Genomic DNA, 19,911 nt, shown 5'->3' with positions numbered 1-19,911 from the left:
CAGTTTTTCTAATGTAAGTAAAAAAGCAACAAAATTTACGCTAAGAGCCTTAATAGAAGAGAACATAGCTTTCCTTAAGTTTCTTATTCTCTATACTCTAATGATATAAAAAGACGAAACTAAGTACAAGCATAAAAATAAAGAGGTATATTGATATACCCCTTTTTTGTTCGAACATTTATATGATTGTTATAGAACTTTTAATTTTGATTTTTGCACTTGCACTGGACCCATTCCACGAGGTAATTCAATATTCTCACGTGATTCAGCACCTAAAGCTTCTGCAATATGTTGAGCAGCAACATTAGGGTCAATACGATCACCACATGTATAAACGTCTATGCTAGCATAACCATGCTCGGGAAAGCTGTGTATTGTTAAATGAGATTCAGAAATAATTACGACACCACTTACTCCGTGAGGAGCAAATTTATGGAAAGCAACTTCTCTAACTTCAGCACCTGACTTTAATGCTGCATCAACAAAAATCTTTTCAATTTCATTGATATCATTTAACTTCTCAAAATTACAACCCCACAGCTCAGAAATAACGTGTCTACCCATTGTTTCCATATGCTAGTCCCCCTTAAGCGATAAATATTATTCAGACATGAATTTCTTCTAACAGATATTTTTCATAACTACCACGGGGGAAAGTTAGTCCAAAGAGGTCCTAACCCTTTAAGTAGCTACAGTATCTATTCATCAAGAAGTTCACGAAAAATAGTATACTTTGTTTGTGTGATTTTTGCAACAACCTTTTCTATTTTTATTCGCGTAAGTTAAGGGCAGTATTGATTTGTGGTGATACTATTTACATTTTCCTTTTTTATAACAAATATCCGATAAAACTTGTGGAAATAACAAAAGTTGCACGTCAATTCCTCCTAAGTCTTATGATTAACTGCACTGCAGAATGTCTGTCTGATGTCTTCTTGCTGATGTCAACGGCAAGTAGAAGACGAGCTCTTGATCTTGGAATGGGTATTTTACTGCAACTTCCATTAACATTGCCTCATCGAAAGAAACATTTTCTTTTCTGAGAAATAACATTGCTCACTCAAAAAGATTATTTACATCTCATGATAATAAATAATATGTCCATATCCATTAAAACTATATAGTGAAAAGTTTATTGCGATTGTAACTAAATTACGTCTACAATGTGATTTTATCCCATTTTCTATTAGTAGGGTTATTTCTTAATATACGAACAACAATTCATGATTTAATAACACTATAATCGTAAATGTTGTTATTTGTATCCAATTGAACAGCTAGTAGTGGTTATATACGATTGTCATCGTTAAATTGAAGTAACGATGACACGAACCCTAGTAGAATCCGTAGCTCAAAAATAACTATCTATACGATGACAACCAAAGAAAAAAGAGTATATTTAAATAAACATACTCTTTAGCTATATAAACCATATCATTATGCTTTTTTACCCAACCTTCATTTCTGTTTTTTTCATCATTTCACATGCTACATATTTAACTAAATCTACAACTCGACATGAATAACCCCACTCATTATCATACCAAGCAAGAATTTTTATTTTACGATTATTTAAAACCATTGTTGATAAACCATCAATGATCGAAGAATGGGGATTTGTATTAAAATCAACTGATACTAACGGCTCTGTTGTAAAATCAATAATCCCTTTTAAATACGTATTAGATGCAATGATAAATGCATCATTTATTTCATCAATTGTTACATCTCTCTTTACATCCACGACTAAATCCACTAGTGATACGTTTGAAGTTGGGACACGTAGCGCCATACCGTGTAATTTTCCTTTTAACTGTGGTAGAACAAGTGATAACGCTTTCGCAGCACCTGTACTTGTAGGAATAATTGATTGCGCACACGCACGCGCACGACGTAGATCTTTATGAGGATTGTCAATATTTTTTTGGTCATTCGTATATGCATGTACTGTGGTCATTAGACCACTTTCTATTCCAAATTGTTCATCAATTATTTTGGCAACTGGTGCCAAGCAATTTGTTGTACATGAAGCATTTGAAATAATATCGTGCTCTTCTGTATTAAATTTACTCTCATTTACTCCCATTACGACTGTAATATCTTCATTTTTTCCAGGTGCTGTTAATATTACTTTTTTTGCCCCTGCATCTAAGTGTAAACTAGCTTTAGCTCGGTCATTAAATTGACCAGTAGCTTCAATAACAATATCTATATTAAGACTTCCCCAAGGTAATTCTTTTGGGTCACGTGTACTTAACAGCTTTATTTTTTTTCCATTTACGACGAGGCAATCATTTTCTGCAACCACTTCACCATTAAATTTGCCATGATTCGTATCATACTTAATTAAATGTGCCAATGTTTCAGCTGGATAGCTAGCATTTATTGCAACTATTTCTAATTCGCTGTTTGTCATCGCTTGACGAAATACCATTCTTCCAATTCTTCCAAAACCATTAATCGCAATTCTTGTATTCATAATATTACTCCCCTCGAAAATAATGTTATACTTTTCATTACATTCGTGTAATTAGTATAACATAATTATCTAGAATTGTGATAATTAAAATACACATATTTTTTTCCAACATACAAAAAGACCCCCTACCTCTATATCTATCGATAAGAAGTGGGGGAATGTTCTCTAAGCTTATGTTCTTTTCGTAAACTATGTTGGTCATGAACTAGAAGTAGTTTTATGTATACTTTAGTTAGTAAACGCTGAGTGAATAAGGCGAAATATTCTACTCACCGCATTGAAAACCAGCGCGTATCCCATGTAGGAAAAGCCTTAAATCAACCTAAGATTAATGAGCTTACTGATTCGGCAATATTTGTATACTCCAGTTTTGGAGGAGTTTGTGGAGTTGTTCCTCAGTATTTAATATAGAACCATTATTATTTAACACCGCACTAGCTAAAGGGATTTTATCCTTTAGAGGCATTTGCGAATTAATTCGAGCTTGGGCTTCATGCTTAAGGTAGTTATTTCTTTGCATTAGTCTATGTAATTGAACATCTGGGTCTACATATACAAGTAGCGTTTTGTCGACCATATCAGTTAATTTACTTTCAAACAATAGCGGTATGTCTAAAATAACCACTTGTAAACCTTGCTTCATGTATTCATCCATTCGTTCGAACATCTTTTTACGTACTGCTGGATGCACGATACTGTTCAATTGTTGCCTTTTTTCTTCATCATGAAAGATAATATTACCTAGTTTCTCTCTATCTAACTCTCCATTAGGTTGTGTAACCTTCTCACCAAATGTTGCAATTATTTTTTTATATGCAGATTCACCAGCTGTGACTACCTCTCTCGCAATTATATCTGCATCAACTATAGGAAATCCCAGCTTTTCAAGCATTTTTGCTACTGTGCTTTTACCGCTTGCTATTCCTCCTGTTAGCCCTATGATAAGCGTCATTACCGATCCCCCATTTTCTGCAAGTAATTATATTCGGAATGGGTAGTAACCCCATTCCTCTTTGTTTTAACGTTATAACTTCCATATTCCTAAGACAATTAAAATAACTCCTGGTAAAAAAGAGAACTTTTTTACCCATGTTAGTCCTGAAAATAAAATACCACTTTTTAACCCTAATGATAAAAAAAGCATGCTCATCAATGCAACTGAAGCAGCCATTAACATCGGGGAATAACCTAAAAGGGCTGCTCCAAGCCCTGCACCAAACGCATCTAACGAAAGGGCTGCTCCAAGTAGGAATGCTTCAATACCAGTAATTGTTCCCGATTTGTCTAGATCGGCCGCCATCGGCTTTCTAAGAATATTAATAACTACACCTAACGATCTAATTTCCAAATTAAATAAAATTTTTTCTTCATCCTCATCTAACATATTTTTCGCAGGACGAAAAAACTGGAATAATACCCAAGCACCTATACATACAAGCACTACCGCACCAATTTTTTCTGCAATGCTTGGAGATAGTATCATTGAAATCATATTTCCAAAAAACATTGCTACACTTAAAGTAATTGCTGAACAGAATGCAATGATAATAATTGACTTTATTGGCAAACTCATTTTTCGCAAGCCATAAGTGAAGCCAACAGTAAAACTATCTAAACTAACTGCAAAAGCTAAAATTATGAGCGACATATATTGAACCATTGCATGAGCTCCTTCCGATTTAGCTACAGTAGTATATGGAAGAAGCCCATCCAAAGTTCAAAAAGAAGCTCTATGTTTTTTACAGGCGGTTCTTTCGCATCGATTGTTGCTTGTCACACAAAAAATAAACACGTATTTGGTAAGATTTCGTGGCATCTTTTCTTCTATATATTGACGACTGTTGCGTGTAACTGCATCTTAATCTTCTATTTTACGAACAATAACCTTTTTGAAAAAGAGCCTTTTGTACAGGGCTGTTTTCACTGTTGATTGCATGTAAAAAGCGCAGTACTACAACAAATATGCTTGAAAACATAATCAACTTTTTGCTTGGCAGTTAGGGCAATAAAATGATGAACGCTGATCTATTTTTAGGTTTTCAATAGAGCTTCCACATTCAGGACAAAAGTCTTTATTATAAACCATATGCAGCTCTTGGAATGTTCCTTTTTTCCCTTCGGAATTTACATAATCTCTTATAGATGAGCCTCCTAGTTTTATTGCAAGTTCAAACGTTTCTTTAATATGACCCAATAATTCTAACAGCTTTTCATCTGAAACCTCCCCAACAGATGTTAATGGGTTTAGCTTAGCTTTATAAAGACATTCGGATGCGTATATATTTCCCACACCTTGAATGACATTTGGTTGCATAATTACACGTTTTATCGGTTTATTAATGAAAGCTTTATTTCTTATTATTTCCAAAAAAATCCTTGGAGCATCTTCAGAAGCTGGATCGGGACCAACCTCTTGAAGAGGTCGATAAGCGGTATACTCTTGTTTATTCAAAGCGCCCATCCATCCAAATCTCCTTTGATCTGAATAAACCATTAATGACTTGTCATTTAATTTAAATATGATATGAACATGTTTTCGATAATTTGGTGCAATTTCATCTAAGTCGTTTACATGAAAAATAGCACCAGTCATGCCAAGATGGGTGACTAAGTATAAGGTGGAAGTATCAGCTTGATTTAAATTGAAAATTAAGTACTTACCTTTCCTTTCAAGCTTTTCTATACTTCCTCCTTCTAGACGTTGAGAGAATGTTTCAACTTCTTGCCTTCCTATTTTTTTAAAAGGCATAGTAATCTTCGGATGTAGAACAGATACCTCTGAAATTATTTTGCCTAGTACTTTAGGCTCTATTGAGTTTAAAACTTGTTGTACTTCAGGTCCTTCCGGGATGAGGAACTCCTCCTTTCAACCATTCCCTATATGCTATACCACTACTTTGCATCATACCATGTAGGGCCATATGAGTAATCAACCTTCAGTGGAACAGTTAATTCTACTGCACTCTCCATGACATCAGGAACAAGTTGTTTCAGTATTTCTATTTCTTCTTGTGGTGCTTCAAAGATTAATTCATCATGTACTTGAAGTAACAGCTTTGCTGCTAAGCCCTCGTGGTGTATGCGATTAGCCATTTTGATCATCGCCAATTTAATAATATCGGCTGCACTTCCTTGTATTGGTGTGTTCATTGCAGTTCGTTCAGCAAAACTTCTCACATTAAAATTCCTACTCGTTATTTCAGGAATATAACGCCTTCTTTGCAAAAGGGTTGATACATAACCTCTTTGTTTTGCCTCTTGAATGATATCATCCATATAGTTTTTCACACCAGGGAAGCTATCAAAGTAACGCTGGATAAAGTTTGCTGCCTCTTTTCTAGTAATCCCAAGATTTTGTGACAAGCCGTAATCACTGATTCCATAAACAATTCCAAAATTCACAGCTTTTGCTTGCCTACGCATGTTTGATGTTATATCATTTTCATTTACATGAAACACATCCATCGCAGTTTTTGTATGTATATCTAAATCTTGATTAAATGCAGCAATTAAATTAGCATCATTTGCAATATGTGCTAACACTCTTAATTCAATTTGTGAGTAATCTGCAGCAAAGATGACCCAGTCCTCTTTAGAAGGAACAAAAGCCTGCCTAATTTTGCGTCCTTCCTCCAATCTTATTGGTATGTTTTGTAAGTTAGGGTCAATTGAACTCAATCTCCCTGTCTGTGTTAAAACTTGATTAAATCGAGTATGGATTTTGGATGTATCCTTATGTACAACCTTTAATAATCCTTCAATATATGTTGATTTTAGTTTACCTAATTGTCGATAATGTAAAATTTTATCAATAATATTGTGTTTAGATTGTAGTTTCTCAAGAACGTCAGCAGAAGTAGAGTAGCCAGTTTTCGTCTTCTTAATAACAGGTAAGTTTAATTTCTCAAATAAAATAACACCTAATTGTTTAGGAGAATTAATATTAAAGCTCTCTCCAGCTAGTTCATATATTGCATTCTCTAAGTTAGATAATTGCTTTGATAGCTCATCTCCCATTAGTTTAAGCTTGTCTATGTTCACATTTACACCGATTTCTTCCATCTTTGCTAATATAGAAGAGAGTGGCATTTCTAAATTCAGTAACAAATCTAATTGTTCATTTTCTTGCAAATCATTTATAAGTTGATCCTTCATCTTATATAATGCATTTGCTTTACGTATGAGGTGTTCCATCAATTGTTGTTGCTCGGGAATTTTTCTCTTGGCACCCTTTCCATAAACTTGTTCATCAGTTAATATATCTGACATACCATAACGTTTTGCTATACTTGTGACCTCATCATTCGTGTCGGATGGATCTAATATATAGGAAGCAATAATGGTATCGAAATCAATTCCTGCTAATTGTATGCCATTCCAATGTAAGGAAACCATTGCTTTTTTTCCATCAAAAACAGTTTTCTTCATTTCCTCATTTTTTGCCCAGTCTTTAAATATATTAGAATTTACTGCTACTTCTGTAGAAATAAAATAGCGGCCATTCGTATTTTCAATTGCAATGCCTAAAATATCTCCCAAATGATAGTTTTCTTCTAATACCTCAACAACTAATGAACAATGATCAGCTAGCATATCTTGAGTTACCTCAGTAGCAACTGTAAATTCTATTTCGTTAAACTCCTCCTGATTTACCTCCTCAGAGTAGCCAAGTTTTGCTAACATTGATTCAAAACCTAAATCTTTATAAATGCCACTTACTTTTTCTTTGTCTATACCCTTAAAGTTAGCATCATTAACAGTAATACTAAGAGGAGCTTCACAGTTAATAGTTGCTAACTCTTTACTCAATATTGCAAGCTCTGTATGATCAGTTAATTTTTCCTTTAACTTTTTTCCACTTACTTGATCAATTGATGCAAGCACTTGTTCCACTGTTCCAAATTCTTTTAAGAGCTTTAATGCAGTCTTTTCTCCAACTCCTGGTACTCCAGGAATATTATCTGAACTATCACCCATTAAACCTTTTAAATCAATGATTTGAGCAGGTTTAATACCATATTTTTCTGCAATAAACTCAGGTGTATACGTGTCAACATCAGTAATACCCTTACGAGTAATATTAACAGTAATATTACTTGTAGAAAGCTGAGTTAAATCTTTATCACCTGTGATAACTTTGACATCAAAACCATCCAGTTCAGCTTGTTTTGATAAAGTGCCAATTATATCGTCTGCTTCATAGTTTTCGAGTTCATAGCGAGTAATTTTATAGGCATCTAATAGTTCTCTAATAAATGGAAATTGTTCTGATAACTCTGGAGGAGTTTTTTGCCTTCCTCCCTTATATTCACTATAAGTTTCATGCCTGAAAGTCGTTTTTCCAGCATCGAATGCTACTAACATATGTGTTGGTTTTTCTTCATCTATAATTTTATTTAACATCATCGTAAAACCATAAATTGCATTTGTATGTATCCCTTTATTGTTGCTCAGTAAAGGTAGAGCAAAAAATGCACGGTATGCGATACTGTTTCCATCTATCAACACTAACTTGTTTTTATCCAATTAAAGCCCTCCTCAACGCAAAAAAAAGCCGTTATTCCTTCTTTCTATTGTAGCATGATATAGAAAAGAAAGGAAAATAACGACTTTTAAATGTTTGTTATTGTAAATTGCCCATCAGTAGATTTGCATAAGGTGAATCACTAGGAAGGATTATCATCGTCTCACCATTAATCGTCGTTTTATACGACTCTAAAGTTCGGAATAATTGATAAAACTCAGCATCTTTAGAAAATGATTCATTGTATATTTTAGCAGCTTCAGCTTCCCCTTCCCCTCGAATTACTTCCGCATCAGCCTTTGCTTTAGATAAAATTTCTTTAACTACTTTATCAGTATTTGCAATTATACGATTTTTATCAGCATCTCCTCTTGATAAATACTCCTGAGCAATCTTTTCACGATCAGAAATCATTCGTGTGAAAACAGTTTGTTCATTTTCTACAGGTAAATCTGTTCTTTTCATCCGTACATCAATTACTTGAATCCCATAGTTATCACGTACTAGCAACTCATTCACTTTTGCGGTAACTACATCGTTCAAACTACCTCTTGATGATTTTTCATCATTAATAACTTCATCATAGTTTAGCTTCCCTAACTCAGCGCGGACGACAGAATAAATGAACTCGCCCATCTTAGCTTCTGCACCTGCAACAGTTCTTGCATTTGCAATCATCAGCTTAGGGTTCTCAATTTTCCATACGGAATAATTATCAATAATTAATCGTTTTTTATCTCTCGTATTAATTTCAGCCTCTTCCACATCATATATCATTTGATACTTTGGTAAAGTAGTTACTGTTTGGATAAAAGGGATTTTATAGCTTAGCCCTGGTTCATCTTTATAATCTACTACTTCCCCAAATTGACGGATGACTTTATATTCACCTTCTTTTACGATAAAAAGGTTACTTAATATAATTCCAACTAAGACGAGGAATATAATTAAGAAAATTCCAGAAGTTCTATATTTCTTCCAATCCACATTCCCTTTACGCTCATTAATATCAACTATGTTTTGATCACTCATTATTACCTTCACTTCCTTCCTGCTTAACTGGCGGTGTTTGACTTTCAAGTGGTTTAAGAGGTAAGTATTTTAATGTATTTCCGTCATCATTCATAATATACAGCTGAGTGTTAGGTAACACCTGCTCTAATGTTTCAATGATTAAACGTTGTTTCGTAATTTCTGGTGAATTTTTATATTCACTATATATTGAATTAAATAACGCTACATCACCAACGGCTTTTTGAATTCTTGCCACCTTATCTCCTTCTGCATTGTAGATAATGGCGTCTTTTTCCCCTTCAGCCTCTTGCTTACGTTTGTTTTCATATTTTTCTGCCTCATTGATCTTCGTATTCATCGTTTCTCTAGCGTCAGTAACATTTGTAAATGCTTTTCTTACTTCATCATTTGGTAATTCAACATCTTGCAATTTAACCGCTAACACGGAGATTCCAATGTCATATTTATCAACGAGTGAAGTTAATAATTCAAAGACTTCCGCCTCAATTTCTGCTTTCCCAGATGTAAGAGCATCATCAATGGCTGAGCTACCGATAATACTTCTTAGTGAAGCGGATGTAGTATTGTATAAAATTTGCTCAGGATCTAAGGAATTATATAAGAATTTCCCTGGGTTTGTTATTTTCCACTGAACTACAAGATCTGCTAAAACAATATTTTCGTCACCAGTAATCATCTTCGTATCATTACGGTTTTCACGAACTACCTCATTATTCCTTTCCTCATATCCAAACTGTAAACTAAATGTCTCCTTTGACAGCTTTTGAACACTTTGGATAGGCCAAGGCAATTTAAAATGAAGCCCTGGTTCACTAATACCTTCTTCTACTTTACCAAAAGTTAAAATAACTGCTTGTTCTGATTCATCAACGGTGTACCAAGACGTTAAAGCGCTCACACCTAACAGAACGACTAAAATTGCTAACCCTATAAATGAATATATCCTCTTCATACTAACCATGTATCTCCCTCTCTTTCTTAGGCCTTAATATGTAGTACGGTTCAAAACATAAAAAGGTTTCATATGCTTCCCAATTTTATTTTAACGGAATATTAACAAAGAAAATAGCAAAAACATTGTAAAAACACACAAAAAAAAAGAGAACATGTTTCCATGTTCCCAAAGATGGTTCCTTCTGGATGAAGGGGTTTTCATTATATATACTAGCAGAGTATTGTAAAGGTTGCTTAAACGCCCTGTAAATTAATTGTTAACATATCCCATGATGTTAACTGTACGCTAGACGTATTGTTTTTTCAATACTACTGTAAAAACCGTTCCTTCCCCAACCTTACTTTCGACAAAGATTAACCCATGATGCGCTTCTATAATATGCTTTACAATCGCAAGTCCTAATCCAGTCCCACCTGAATTTCGACTTCGATCCCTATCAACTCGGTAAAAGCGTTCAAAAATCCGTGAAATTTCTTTCTCTTTTATACCTATACCAGTGTCTATTATTTTGACAGATACCTCTTCTGTATTTTCAGCAATCATGATATCTACCTTTCCCTCAGGTCCAGTATAGACAATCGAATTTGATATTAGATTTATAAATACTTGCTTTAAACGGTCAGCATCCCCTGCCACAAATAAGTTTTCTGTCGCTTCGGCATTCATAGTAACTTTAATATTTTTTTCATCAGCTTTTCCAGCTAAAATGACCATTATTTCTTCAATAAGTACCTTTATATCAACTTGATCAATATTTAAAGTAAATCCATGTTGCTCAATTTTAGAAAGATCTAGTAAATCTTGAATTAAGCTTTGCATCCTTTCACTTTCTTTCAATATGATGGAAAGAAAGTACTGCAAAGTGTTTTCGTCCTTCATTGCCCCCTCTAATAATGTTTCACTAAAACCTTTAATAGAAGTAATTGGCGTTCTTAATTCATGAGAAACATTTGCTACGAAGTCCTTTCTCATTTGTTCAAGCATTTTTAATTCAGTAATATCGTGGAAAACTACAACTATACCTTTCCACTCATCGTTATTTCCAATAATTGGTCCACCATACACCTCAAAATGCTTTCGTTCAATTGAAATAGGTAGGCGTAATTGCTTTCTTACCTTTTCTTCAGTCATAAAAATTTCTTCAACGAGAGAAGTCACTTCCTTATAACTAAAAGCTTCATAATAATATTTATACAAAAAATCATTAGAGTTTACTTGAAAGATTTCAGTAAAAGCTTTATTTACTAAATGAATGTAACCTTTACTATCAATTAAGAGTAAACCGCTACCCATATTTTCGATTAATGTTTCCAATCTATCTTGTTGCATTTCATGAGATTTTTTCATATCCTGGAGCGTTCGAGCTAGAACATTGATGGACTGGCTTAACATTCCAGTTTCATCTAATTCACCTTCATATGTCCTCGCTTTATAATTTCCTTTTGCTAGCTCCATAGCTACCTTAGTAGCTGATTCAAGCGGCTTTGTATATTGTGTTGTTATTTTAATAGCTAATAGCATGATAATCACTAGCCCGACTCCAAGGCTACTTATCACTAGTCCCCAAATCTGTGTGCTAATTTTATCTAATGAGGCCTGAGATGTTGTTAAAATGATATAACCAAGTAAACTATCTTCTTTTATAATAGACATGCCATATGAATATAAGTTCTCATCTTCGTTAGTTATATGAAATCCATTGTCATTTTCCTTATTTTGCTTTAGAAGATATTGTAGATCTCCATTTGTTAATATATTGTTATTAGGATTTGATTGGTATTTCTCTCTACCTCGTTGATCCAAAATGGTAACATCAGTGTTTAAAATCTCTCCTATTGAATTAGCCTTCTCGTTAATATTCGCGCTTTCAATCCCTTCTTCAGCTATAGTATACGCAGCCATTTTTGCATCCTTTTCAATCTGCTCGTAAAATGAATTATTATAATATGACTCAAATAATTGTCCTATAAATAGACCTAAGGCTAATAATACTGTGACGATTAATGAAATCAATGCAAAGAGAAGGCGAGATCGAAATTTAAGCATCTAGTTTAGGCTCCTCCAGTTTATAACCTAATCCCCGAATCGTTTTAATATATATTGGCTTTCTTGTGTTCATTTCAATTTTTTCTCTAAGGTGACTAACATGAACATCAACTATACGTGTATCTCCAGCAAAGTCATAATTCCACACTGCACTTAGTAGTTGATCTCTCGTTAAGACTCTTCCTTTGTTTTTGCACAAGTATAATAGTAATTCAAATTCCTTCGGCGTCAGTTCTAATTTTTCACCAAGAAAATACGCTTCATAGTGCTCTGGAATGATTTTTAAATTTCCAATGATGATTGCTTCTTGATCTTCAACAGATTCACTGTTGACTTGATTTGATATTTGCATACGCCGTAAAATTGCTTTTACTCTAGCGACAACCTCTCTTGGACTAAAAGGCTTGGTCATATAATCATCTGCCCCTAGTTCTAAGCCAAGTACTTTATCAAATTCATCGTCCTTTGCAGTAAGCATTAAAATTGGCGTAAAAACCTTTTCTAATCTCAGTTGTTTACATACTTCAATACCATCAATTTGAGGTAGCATTAAGTCAAGAATGATTAAATCAGGCTTTTCACTTTTCGCTTTTTGTTTACCTGATTGTCCATCAGTCGCTACAATAACTTCAAACCCAGCTTTCTGCAAGTTATATGTAAGTAATGTCACAATAGACTGTTCATCATCAACCACTAATATTTTTGTACTCATATGTACCTCCAAGTATACGTATTAAACCCCATCCATCACTCAGAACTCTGTTACATATTCAGTGTTTTTGTTTTCATATCCAGAATTTCACACATCTTTCAATAAATCTCTTTTCGTAAACATTGTTGCTATTGTTATCAAATCATTACGATAAAAAATGGTTTTATAAAGTTATTCATCGTTGTCCATAAGAAAAGATGCCACGAACGTTAGTTGTGTACGTGTTCTAATACGAAAAACACAATCGATGCGAATACAGCCTTTAATAAGCATTCGGTCATCTTTTCGAGGTAAACAAACGAATTGAAACACATCAACTTCGACTATTTGTTCTTTTGTATATTATAGTACGAAAGTGTACGAAAAGAGCCTACATACATAAATTATAATCGATTAGAAATAGACAAACCAACTTTTTTTATTATAGGCTCTTTTCATAAACTTTGTTGATTTTCTTTCACTTACATTGTAGTAACCGATGTTATCTGCCTTTATTTAACCCTTTTTAATATAGACCCTTTCACTATTTTTATTAACATTGAACAGCATGATGCGTTTATAGAAAACTCAGTAATTTTAACACAGAAAAAATGCCACCAACGCTAAAGTAAACTTGCCTATATTTAAGAATCAATGCGAAAATTAAAAGAACGAAGAGGATCAATTCTCTTCGTTCTTCAGTATATATTAAAAGTTTTCTAAAGCATTCCCGTCTAATGATTCTAAGCGATGGGGTGGACATACAAGTGTAGTACCTTCTAATACTTTTTCATCTTCCTCATTTGTTGCTTCAATCTTAATTTCAATCGTATGGTTACTTTCGTCAACGTTTATGACTTCAAAAAGAAATTGTACGGTTCCATAATGATATACAGGATGAATAAAGGAAATATCTTGTTTGAGTATATGACTGCCTGGTCCAGGTAAATACTTTGAGATTGCAGAGGTAATAATTCCTGTTAACATAATATTAGGGGCTATTGGTTTTTTATAAGGTGTCTGAGATGCATAGTCATGCTGAATATATAATGGATTTGAATCATTTGTTAGTCCTAAATAGAGTAATAAATCTTTATCCTCAATTTTTTCAGTTAAAGATAATTTTTCACCAACTGAAATTTCATTAATCAATCTTCCTAATTTTCTTTTTTTGCCTAACAACATACAAAACCTCCTATATTCGAAATACAGTATAATTGAATGCGCTAGTTCATACTCATTCCCGAAAAAGCACTGAAGACCTTTATATGATTATGCTTGAACCATCACAGTGCGTATATAAAAATAGAACATACTAGAAATTATGTAATAACACAATGAAAATAAAAGGGTCATACTCCACATTTCTATAACATTTAGGGTAGTTATTCCCTATATACTGTATAGTATGTGGAGTTAGACCCTTTTGAATGCTAATGATTATGCGAGAACTTTCATTACACTTTTCACAGCTTCAGCTGATTTGGACAGAGCACTCTTTTCTTCCTCTGTTAACTCTAACTCAATAACTTTTTCAATACCATTAGCTCCAAGGATAGTTGGCACACCAAGATATATGCCCTCAAAGCCATATTCACCTTCTAAATAAGCGATCGATGGTAATACTCGACGTTGGTCTTTAAGAATTGCCTCTACCATTTCAACAAGGGAAGCAGCTGGAGCATAATATGCACTACCATTCCCTAGTAAGTTAACAATTTCTCCTCCACCTTTACGCGTACGTTCTACAATTGCATCTAGACGTTCCTTTGGAATTAACGTTTCGAGTGGAATACCACCTGCATATGAATAACGTACTAATGGCACCATATCATCACCATGACCACCTAATACGAAGCCAGTTATATCTTTAACTGATATATTCAGTTCTTGTGAAATAAATGTTCTAAAACGTGCAGTATCGAGTACCCCTGATTGACCTATGACACGATTTTTTGGAAATCCAGATTCTGTGAATACAGTGTAAGTCATTGCATCAACAGGATTCGTTAAAACAATGATATAACAGTTTGGCGAGTATTTCACAATTTCTTGTGTCACACTTTTCATTACTTTTTGATTTGTTTGCACTAGATCATCGCGACTCATTCCTGGTTTACGTGCTATACCAGCGGTAATTACTACGATATCTGAATCAGCAGTATCAGCATAATCAGATGTTCCGATTATATTTGAATCAAACCCTTGAACAGGACTTGCTTCTAACATATCTAATGCCTTACCCTTAGTAGGATTTTCCATTTGAGGAATGTCCACTAATACAACATCTCCAAGTTCCTTTTGCCCTAATAAAAATGCTGTCGTTGCACCAGTAAATCCTCCACCGATGACAGAGATTTTTTTTCTTTTTAATGTCATGAAAATTTCCCCCTAATCAACATCTATTTTGTCATTAATGCTTATAAGTTATTAATTAATTCATCAGCAAACTCTGAACATTTCACTTCTGTAGCACCATCCATTAAACGTGCGAAATCATAAGTTACAACTTTAGAAGCAATAGACTTCTCCATAGACTTTGTGATTAAATCAGCAGCTTCATTCCACCCTAAATGCTCAAGCATTAGTACCCCAGATAAAAGTACAGAAGATGGGTTAACTTTATCTAAACCTGCATATTTAGGAGCTGTACCGTGTGTCGCTTCAAAGATAGCATGTCCTGATTCATAATTGATGTTAGCACCAGGGGCAATACCAATACCACCAACTTGTGCTGCTAATGCATCAGAAATATAGTCACCATTCAAATTCATTGTAGCAACGACATCAAATTCTTTTGGACGAGTTAATATTTGTTGTAGGAAAATATCAGCAATTGCATCTTTAACGATAATTTTCCCTGCTGCTTCAGCTTCAGATTGAGCTTTATTCGCTGCCTCTTTTCCTTCTGCTTCAACGATGCGATCATACTCAGCCCAAGTAAATACTTTATCCCCAAACTCTTTTTCCGCAAGTTCATATCCCCAATTTTTAAATGCACCTTCAGTAAATTTCATGATGTTACCTTTATGAACAAGCGTTACAGATTTACGTCCTTCTTTGATAGCGTAATTTATTGCTGAACGTACTAAGCGATATGTGCCTTCTTCTGACACTGGCTTAATTCCGATACCTGATGTTTCTGGGAAGCGAATCTTGGCAACTCCCATTTCATTTTGTAGGAATTCAATCACTTTTTTCACTTCATCTGAGCCTTTTGCATACTCAATCCCTGCATAGATATCTTCTGTGTTTTCACGGAAAATAACCATATCAGTATCCTCTGGGCGCTTAACAGGTGATGGAACACCTTGGAAATAACGAACAGGTCTTAAACATACAAACAAATCTAGTTCCTGACGAAGAGCTACATTTAAAGAACGTATCCCTCCACCAATAGGTGTAGTAAGTGGTCCTTTGATAGCAATTATGTACTCTCTAATGTCATCAAGTGTTGCCTCAGGAAGCCATTCACCTGTTTGGTTAAATGCTTTTTCACCAGCAAGAACTTCTTTCCAAACAATTGATTTCTCACCATTGTACGCTTTTTCTACTGCAGCCTCCAACACTCGTGATGCTGCTGCCCAAATGTCTGGCCCCGTACCATCACCTTCGATAAAAGGAATAATAGGATTATTTGGTACATTTAATTTTCCATTTTCAACCGTAATTTTTTTCCCTTGTGTCAATATAAAAACCTCCATCCATGATGCTGTTGTTATTTTTATTAATACATTATCCATTGGAAAGAGAAAGAGCTCCCTTTCCAACCAAATACTATTTTATCATTTAATACTTCCTTACATAAAATACTTTCTATATTATCTCTGTTCCATAGGGATATAAACCTGTTTACTCGGTCCTGTATATTCTGCTCTTGGACGAATTAAACGGTTGTTATCATATTGTTCTAATATGTGTGCTAACCAGCCTGAGATACGGCTTACAGCAAATATAGGTGTAAATATATCGTGATCAATTCCTAAGCTGTGGTAGACAGATGCAGAGTAAAAATCTACATTAGGAGGAAGTGGTTTTTCAGATGTTACTAGGTCTTCAATTTTCACAGACATTTCAAACCACTTTGTTTCACCTGTAATTCTTGTTAGTTTCTCAGACATTTCCTTTAAATGCTTCGCACGAGGATCGCCTTTTCTATATACTCGATGACCAAAGCCCATAATTTTTTCTTTCTGATCAAATTTATTTTTAATATAAGAATCTACATTTTCTACAGATCCGATTTCTGTAAGCATTTTCATTACAGCTTCATTTGCACCGCCATGAAGAGGCCCTTTAAGTGCACCAATTGCAGCAGTAATACCAGAATACACATCAGATAGCGTTGCGACACACACACGGCCAGTAAAGGTTGAAGCATTGAGCTCATGGTCCGCATGTAATACCAACGCTTTATTGAAAGCTTCTATAGCGATGTCACTTGGCTCTTCACCTGTAAGCATGTACAAGAAATTAGCAGCAAAACCTAAATCTGTACGTGGTGATATTGGCTCAAGACCTTTTCGTATACGTGAAAAAGAAGTAACAATTGTAGGTATCTTTGCTTGTAAACGAATAGCTTTACGATAATTTGCTTCTTCATCCATTTTATCAGCTTCAGCGTCATATAATCCTAACAAGGAAATAGCTGAGCGTAACGCCGCCATAGGGTGAACCTCGTTAATAGGATACATATTAAAATGTTTAATGATTTCTTGTGGAATGCTTGCATTTTCAGCTAATTCATTTGTTAGTTGTGCAAGCTCATTCTTGTTAGGTAATTTGCGGTTCCAAAGTAGGTAAATGACCTCTTCAAAACTAGCATTTTCTGCAAGATCATCAATGTCATATCCTGCGTATGTTAGTGTGTCATCTATGATTGAACTAATAGATGATGTTGTTGCTACTATCCCTTCCAGACCGCGTGTTACTGTCATAAAAATCTCTCCTTTTTAAATAAAATTCCCCATAGCCTTTATATTTACTGTACTAGAAATTGAGCGGTTGCTCAAATTAGGAAAAAACTTACTTATTTCATATACACATCAACAGCAAGGTTATTCTATTTATATATAATAAGAAAATATGTGCACTAATACACTAATAAGCATGAGAAAGTTTCCCTCCTTAAATTAAGAAAACATGCTGCCTAGTCTATAGTCCCTCTCATTTATATGAGCAAATTTGTTTTTTCACAAACGGGGAAGTGCGAATGATCTTATCTCACAAAAAGAAAATGCTTACATTTTATGCTTTTTTCAAAAGATTAACATTCCTGCTAAGACATGTAAAAATACCCCTCTACTATTTTATTGTGAGTAAGGGCATTAATATAAGAAAGATAACATATTAGTATTATTATAAACAATTATCAGACTCTTGTGAATGAAAAGAACCTTATTTATTTAAAAAAATATTATTACAAGAAAATAATCAACCAAAAATATTAAAAATTCTCATACATATATATGCAATCCCTGCTCCAATTAAAGGGCCAACTGCTACAGCTTTAAACAGTGCTACTGCTAAAATTGTGCCGAATACAAGTGCTGCTGTAATATGAGGATCATTCTCCAATAACGTTAAACCACTTTTTGCAATGATCGCAACAGCCATTCCAGACAGTAATGCAATCCAAGCATATGGAGATTTAAGAGCTTCAACAAGTTGTTTAAACCCAATTTCACCTGTCGCAATAGGAACTAAAACAGCAACTGTAATGATCGTTACACCCCAATTAATTCCGTTACCTTGAATATAAGGATATAGCTTTGAATCAAATCCAAGCAATTTTATTAGTAGCAGGACAAAAATAGCAATGATTAGTGATTGATTTTTCGCGATGATTCCAATTGCTAGTAAGATTAATAAGAATGCTGTTGATTGAGAGAACAATATCATCAATCCTCCTTGCTGCGCTCTACCAGGTCAATCATAACAAACAATTGGTCAATGTAAAAGAATCGCCTTATAATGTATAAAATTCACAAAACTATCCTTTCCATTCTTAACCATATTATTATAAAATACTTATATGGGATAGGGGGGCTGTTTATTGAATCTTGAATATGTTTACCGTGGGCTACGCCTACTATTTGTATTAGCAGTAATAACGATAGGAATCATAGGACTTTATTATGTATCAACTGTTACATATCCGTTCATTATTGCGCTAATAATCGCTTATTTAATAAACCCGATCGTAAACCTCTTGGAACGTAAAGCAAAAATACCACGATCACTATCAATCTTTATTACCTTAATTTTATTATTCGGAATCATTGCAGGCTTAATTACACTATTAGTTGTCGAAATAGTTTCAGGCACAGAATATTTAGCTAAAGTTGTACCTGAACACTTTAACACACTAATGCAATATATTGAAGTGTTTATTGCAAGTAAAATCATTCCGTTCTACAACCAGCTTGCAGTGTTCTTTAAAAATCTAGATGCTGGGCAACAAGATACAATTATGCAAAACATTTCATCAGTCGGTACGAATATTGCGTCAAGTGTCGGAGATTTCATCCAACAAGTACTAGAAAACATTCCAAACTTATTAGCTTGGGTTCCTAACACTGGAACAGTTGTCGTTTTTTCACTACTAGCTACTTTTTTCATTAGTAAGGACTGGGATCGTCTGTCTGGATTAATGAGTAAACTGTTACCTAGAAAAGCAAGAACTAGCGGTAAAAAAGTCTTTTTTGACTTAAAAAAAGCTCTTTTCGGATTTTTAAAAGCTCAAGCAACTTTAATATCGATTACCGCAATTATCGTATTAATAGGGTTGCTCATTTTAAGAGTAAATTATGCAATAACAATTGCTTTAATAATAGGTTTTGTTGATCTACTTCCGTACTTAGGAACAGGACTTATTTTAGTGCCATGGATCGTTTATGCAGCTGTAAGTGGAGATATATCTCTAGCAATTGGGTTAGGGATACTATATATCATCATCCTTATTACAAGACAAATTATGGAACCTAAAGTATTATCATCTAGTATTGGTTTAGATCCTTTAGCAACGCTCGTATCATTATTCATTGGATTTAAACTGCTAGGGTTTTTGGGGCTAATCGCTGGACCTGTTATATTGGTAATTATTAAAACCTTGCATAGTGCAAATATATTTAATGAATTATATGCTTATATCATAGGTAAAAAAGAGTCCTAAACAAGGA

At 34.2% G+C, this 19,911-nt stretch carries 17 protein-coding genes; 1 reads left to right on the top strand and 16 read right to left on the bottom strand.

The genetic code is table 11. The features are described from left to right. Window positions 1–189 precede the first annotated feature (189 nt). From speD to SLH48_RS00775, 16 genes are all read right to left on the bottom strand, one after another. The gene (speD, locus tag SLH48_RS00850) at window positions 190–573 is read right to left on the bottom strand and encodes an adenosylmethionine decarboxylase (protein WP_214481590.1); all 384 of its coding nucleotides are present in this window, start codon (window positions 571–573) and stop codon (window positions 190–192) included. A 327-nt stretch (window positions 574–900) separates the two neighbouring features. Beyond that, window positions 901–1,053 carry a hypothetical protein gene (locus SLH48_RS00845; RefSeq protein ID WP_320256700.1) on the bottom strand — a complete coding sequence of 51 codons (153 nt, stop codon included), beginning with the start codon at window positions 1,051–1,053 and terminating at the stop codon, window positions 901–903. Window positions 1,054–1,447: 394 nt separating this feature from the next. After that, window positions 1,448–2,479 carry a glyceraldehyde-3-phosphate dehydrogenase gene (locus SLH48_RS00840; RefSeq protein WP_320256699.1) on the bottom strand — a complete coding sequence of 344 codons (1,032 nt, stop codon included), beginning with the start codon at window positions 2,477–2,479 and terminating at the stop codon, window positions 1,448–1,450. 337 nt (window positions 2,480–2,816) lie between these two features. Continuing rightward, a complete protein-coding gene (gene coaE / locus SLH48_RS00835) occupies window positions 2,817–3,431 on the bottom strand; it encodes a dephospho-CoA kinase (protein ID WP_214481695.1) in 615 nt (204 codons plus the stop codon). A 72-nt stretch (window positions 3,432–3,503) separates the two neighbouring features. Further along, window positions 3,504–4,139 carry a sporulation membrane protein YtaF gene (gene ytaF, locus SLH48_RS00830; RefSeq protein ID WP_320256698.1) on the bottom strand — a complete coding sequence of 212 codons (636 nt, stop codon included), beginning with the start codon at window positions 4,137–4,139 and terminating at the stop codon, window positions 3,504–3,506. Between the two features lie 318 nt (window positions 4,140–4,457). Beyond that, complete coding sequence (mutM, locus tag SLH48_RS00825) at window positions 4,458–5,330, bottom strand: bifunctional DNA-formamidopyrimidine glycosylase/DNA-(apurinic or apyrimidinic site) lyase (protein ID WP_320257137.1); 873 nt, start codon at window positions 5,328–5,330, stop codon at window positions 4,458–4,460. 41 nt (window positions 5,331–5,371) lie between these two features. Next, entirely contained in the window at window positions 5,372–8,005 is a 2,634-nt protein-coding gene (polA, locus tag SLH48_RS00820; protein ID WP_320256697.1) for a DNA polymerase I, read from the bottom strand. A 97-nt stretch (window positions 8,006–8,102) separates the two neighbouring features. Further along, window positions 8,103–9,035: a protease modulator HflC gene (locus SLH48_RS00815; RefSeq protein WP_320256696.1), complete on the bottom strand. Its 933-nt coding sequence runs from the start codon at window positions 9,033–9,035 to the stop codon at window positions 8,103–8,105. Further along, window positions 9,028–9,999 (bottom strand): FtsH protease activity modulator HflK, encoded by a 972-nt coding sequence (gene hflK, locus SLH48_RS00810; RefSeq protein ID WP_320256695.1) that lies wholly within the window; start codon window positions 9,997–9,999, stop codon window positions 9,028–9,030. Before hflK ends, SLH48_RS00815 begins: the two co-directional genes overlap by 8 nt. A 279-nt stretch (window positions 10,000–10,278) precedes the next feature. Continuing rightward, window positions 10,279–12,039 (bottom strand): two-component system histidine kinase PnpS, encoded by a 1,761-nt coding sequence (gene pnpS, locus SLH48_RS00805; protein ID WP_320256694.1) that lies wholly within the window; start codon window positions 12,037–12,039, stop codon window positions 10,279–10,281. Next, window positions 12,032–12,751 carry a response regulator transcription factor gene (locus tag SLH48_RS00800; protein ID WP_214481597.1) on the bottom strand — a complete coding sequence of 240 codons (720 nt, stop codon included), beginning with the start codon at window positions 12,749–12,751 and terminating at the stop codon, window positions 12,032–12,034. Before SLH48_RS00800 ends, pnpS begins: the two co-directional genes overlap by 8 nt. A 687-nt stretch (window positions 12,752–13,438) precedes the next feature. After that, window positions 13,439–13,915 carry a MaoC/PaaZ C-terminal domain-containing protein gene (locus SLH48_RS00795; protein ID WP_214481598.1) on the bottom strand — a complete coding sequence of 159 codons (477 nt, stop codon included), beginning with the start codon at window positions 13,913–13,915 and terminating at the stop codon, window positions 13,439–13,441. Window positions 13,916–14,170: 255 nt separating this feature from the next. Continuing rightward, window positions 14,171–15,109: a malate dehydrogenase gene (gene mdh, locus SLH48_RS00790; protein ID WP_320256693.1), complete on the bottom strand. Its 939-nt coding sequence runs from the start codon at window positions 15,107–15,109 to the stop codon at window positions 14,171–14,173. Between the two features lie 41 nt (window positions 15,110–15,150). Continuing rightward, window positions 15,151–16,419 carry an NADP-dependent isocitrate dehydrogenase gene (gene icd / locus SLH48_RS00785; protein WP_320256692.1) on the bottom strand — a complete coding sequence of 423 codons (1,269 nt, stop codon included), beginning with the start codon at window positions 16,417–16,419 and terminating at the stop codon, window positions 15,151–15,153. Between the two features lie 132 nt (window positions 16,420–16,551). Further along, a complete protein-coding gene (citZ, locus tag SLH48_RS00780; RefSeq protein WP_320256691.1) occupies window positions 16,552–17,667 on the bottom strand; it encodes a citrate synthase in 1,116 nt (371 codons plus the stop codon). Window positions 17,668–18,163: 496 nt separating this feature from the next. Continuing rightward, window positions 18,164–18,631 (bottom strand): DUF441 domain-containing protein, encoded by a 468-nt coding sequence (locus SLH48_RS00775; RefSeq protein WP_413785377.1) that lies wholly within the window; start codon window positions 18,629–18,631, stop codon window positions 18,164–18,166. 154 nt (window positions 18,632–18,785) lie between these two features. On the opposite strand from SLH48_RS00775, the gene ytvI reads away from it, so the two are divergent. Beyond that, complete coding sequence (gene ytvI, locus SLH48_RS00770) at window positions 18,786–19,904, top strand: sporulation integral membrane protein YtvI (RefSeq protein WP_320256689.1); 1,119 nt, start codon at window positions 18,786–18,788, stop codon at window positions 19,902–19,904. Window positions 19,905–19,911 lie beyond the last annotated feature (7 nt).

It is taken from the genome of Cytobacillus sp. IB215316 (assembly GCF_033963865.1).
Classification (GTDB): Bacteria; Bacillota; Bacilli; order Bacillales; family SM2101; genus Nanhaiella; species Nanhaiella sioensis.
This window is presented reverse-complemented; position numbering and strand designations above follow the sequence as displayed.